We start from the raw sequence: 3,316 nt of genomic DNA, 5'->3' as shown, positions 1-3,316 counted from the left end.
GGCGGCCTGCTGCGCGGCTTCCTGCGCGCGAGCGACGCGGCCGCGATCACCGTGCCGGTCAACGGCACGAACACGACGCTTGCCGCACTGCTGCCCGGCGGCGCCGGCAGCTGCCGCGCGAACCTGCCCGGCGGCGTCGACAGCTGGAACGGCGAGAGCGGCTGGTGGTTCTACTTCGAATACCGCCAGGACGCCGCGCTGCTCTGAGCCAGCGGGCGGTGGACGGATTTTTTCCGGCTTCGCTGAGAGGTCGGGCGCACAGGCGCCAGTCATCCGGATGCCGTCGCGAATCGGCGATGCGGGGTGTCGGCCTCCGAGTCCCGCCAGCGTCGAGCGGAGGTTGCGCCGGCCAGGCCGGCAGGTTAGTTTTTGAAGCGATGCGTGGGGCCGTCCGCGTCCTCGCTGCTGCCCTTCGCCACTACGCCTGAGCCGCCATTTTGCATGCCCGACGCGCTCGCGGCCGGGCCGGAGCCACGCAATGAATTGCCGATCGCCTTCCCTGTTGTTCGCCCTCTTGCTCGTGCTCGCCGTCACATCGGCCGGCGCCGCACCGGTCTGGCAGCCGGCCGTCGCACCTCCCGCCGCCGCTGCCTACGCCGGAATGACGACGGCCAGCGGCCGCCAGCTGCTGGGCGGTAGCTGGTCCGGCCTGTATGTCCGCGATTCCGCAGCAGCGCCATGGCAAAAGGTCGGCGGCGTGAACAGCACCTGGTCGCTCGCGCGCGACGCGGGCGGACGCCTGTATGCGGCCGGCGAGGGGGCCATGGTCGCGCACAGCGACGACGACGGGCAGAACTGGACCTACAGCTTCCTGCCGTGCTGCACGCTCGCGGTCTACGTCGGCGTGACGCCGGGGGGCGCGGTCGTGGCCGCCGACTATGACGGAACGACGTATCGCAGCACCGATCGCGGCGTCACCTGGACCCCGACCAGCGGCGGCCTGCCGACGTTCGGCGGGACGGACGTCGCGGCCGCGACGAGCGGCACGCTGTTCGCGGTCGGCGACAGCAACCTGGTCACGAGCACCAACGACGGCGCGACCTGGCAGTCCGTCGCCGGCATGGGCAACTGGCTGCAGGTCGAACCGCTGCCGTCCGGCGAGCTGCTGCTCGGACGCAGCGACGGTCTCTGGCGCCGCAGCGCCGGCGGCAGCTATACCCAGGTAGGCGCGGCGCAGGTGACTTCGCGCGTCGACGCGCTGTACCACGCCGCCGACGGCCGCTGGCTCGCGGCGACCGAGGCCGGCATCTATCGCGGCGAGGCGAACCTGGCGACCTGGACCCTCGTCGCCGCCGGCGTGGTCGGCGTGCAGGAATTCCTGCCCCAGCCCGGCGGCGGCGCGCTGGCCGTCGGCGTCCGCGGCGTCGCGCGCAGCGATGCGCAGTTGCAGAACTGGCAGGACGACATGAATGGCTTCGCCGACCCGCTGTTGTCGGGTGTCGCCGTGAGCGCAACCAGCGTGTTCGTCGCGACGCCGTACGGCGAGGTGTTCCGCTCCGACGACGGCGCGACGACCTGGGCCCGCCGCCATGCGGGCCTGCCGCTCTGCCAGCTGAACCATCTCGCGCGGCTGGACAACGGCCGGCTGTTCGCGATCTGCAACCGCGCGTCGTCGGCGGCCTATACCAGCGTCGACGACGGCGCGAGCTGGAGCCTGCAGAGCGCGACGCCGCGTTTCGACGGCATCGTGTCGGCGAGCGCGTCGGTCGCGCTGGCGCTGCAGTCCAATGTCGGACTCTGGCGCAGCACCGACGGCGGCGCGAGCTGGACGCGCAGCGCGCAGGCCTTCGACGCGGAGTCGCCGCGCCAGCTCATGCGCGCCGGCGACGGCGCCCTGTGGGTGCGCACGAATGCGGGGCTGTATCGCAGCACGAACGCCGGCACGAGCTGGCCGGCCGCCGCCGGCGGTCTCGTTGCGCCCGGCAACCGCACGCTCTGGTCCGTCGCCGGCGGCGTGCTGAGCCTCGGCGGCGCGCAGGTCCATCGCTACGACGCGGCGGGCGGCAGCTGGTCCGCATTCGGCGACGTGTACACGGGTACGCCGCACCACGCCCTCGGGCTCGGAACGGACATTCTCCTCGGCACCGCGAATACGCAGCTCGTCGGCGATGCGGCCACGGGCCGCTGGCGCCGCGTCGAGAACCAGGGCCGTCCGTTCGACGCGATCGCCCAGGCCGCCGACGGCCGCGCATACGGCATCGCTCTGTTCGCGGCGGTGCCGTTGCGCGTGCTGACGAACGACCGGATTTTCGCGCATACCGGCGAGCAGCCCTGAATCCGGCGGCGTCGCAGCCGACGCGGCAAAAAAGCGGCGGGCGGCTCCCTGTCGAACGTCGCCGGAGCCCGGCACGCGCGGCGTGCGCCGGAATGGCCGGCGCTTGACGGCCGTGGCGTATTCGACGAGCTTAGGCCCGACCTCTGGGGGAGGTTCCTGTCTGCAGTATCGAACGGTCGCCGTCATCCGACGGCGACGCCGGCGATTGCGCGCATGCCGCTGGTCGGTTCGTTCTGCCAACCCTTTCAGCCGGAGATCCGTCATGGCCGTGAAATCGCTTGCCCTGGTCGCCGTCGCCTTGCTGCTGCCGTGCGTCGTGTCCGCCCAGAACGCCAGTACCTCGAACTACAAGCTGCGCTATCCCGTCGCGTCGGCGAGCGAGCGCGCGGCACTGGATCAGGCGCTGGCGGCCGAATACGCGCAAGTCAGCGCCACGTGGCCCAGGCCGAACGGACCCGTGCAGGGCGACACCTGTACGCCGGCCAGCCCGACGCCGGTCAATCCGTTCACGGTGTCCTCCACGACGGTCGGCGCGACCAACGACTACGACATCGCGACCGTCTGCGGCACGGGCCAGACCCTGTTCGGCGGCACCGGCGCGTCGCTCGACGTGGCCTTCGGCGTGGTGACCGACCAGAACTGCTCGGTCACCGTGACGGCCGATCCGACCGGCGCGAACTGGGATCTCGCGCTGTACGTGCTGCAGGCGCCCGGCGCGGCCTGCACGGCACTGCCGTCGCTGGCCGATCCGCAGTGCACCACGATGGACGACAACGGCGGCGCCAACGTCACCGAGACCGTGACCTTCAACGCGACGGCCGGCACGCAGTATTTCGTCATCGTCGACGGGTTCAACACCGCGACCGGCACATTCGACCTGAACATCACCGGCACCGGCTGCAGCCTCGTGCCGGTCGGCCTGCAGCGCTTCTCGGTCGATTGAGGCGTCGCCGCCCGCCGGCCGGCGGCGGGCAGGACGAACGTCGCCGACGCCCTCAGGCGGCGGCGCGCGCGGGCCGCAACAGCGCCGCGAGTTCCGCC

The 3,316-nt window shown here is 72.0% G+C and carries 3 protein-coding genes; all 3 read left to right on the top strand.

All coding sequences use genetic code 11. The features are described from left to right. On the top strand, nucleotides 1-207 hold a 207-nt coding region (locus NON22_RS22210), incomplete at its 5' end, for a hypothetical protein (protein ID WP_257389180.1). Nucleotides 208-478: 271 nt separating this feature from the next. Then, on the top strand, nucleotides 479-2,275 hold the full coding sequence (locus tag NON22_RS22205) for a beta propeller repeat protein (protein ID WP_257389179.1): 1,797 nt from the start codon (nucleotides 479-481) through the stop codon (nucleotides 2,273-2,275). A 262-nt stretch (nucleotides 2,276-2,537) separates the two neighbouring features. Then, complete coding sequence (locus tag NON22_RS22200) at nucleotides 2,538-3,218, top strand: hypothetical protein (protein ID WP_257389178.1); 681 nt, start codon at nucleotides 2,538-2,540, stop codon at nucleotides 3,216-3,218. Nucleotides 3,219-3,316 lie beyond the last annotated feature (98 nt).

Source organism: Tahibacter caeni (assembly GCF_024609805.1).
Classification (GTDB): domain Bacteria; phylum Pseudomonadota; class Gammaproteobacteria; order Xanthomonadales; family Rhodanobacteraceae; genus Tahibacter; species Tahibacter caeni.
Note: the sequence above shows the minus strand (reverse complement) of the source record. Positions and strands in the feature narration are given on the sequence as shown.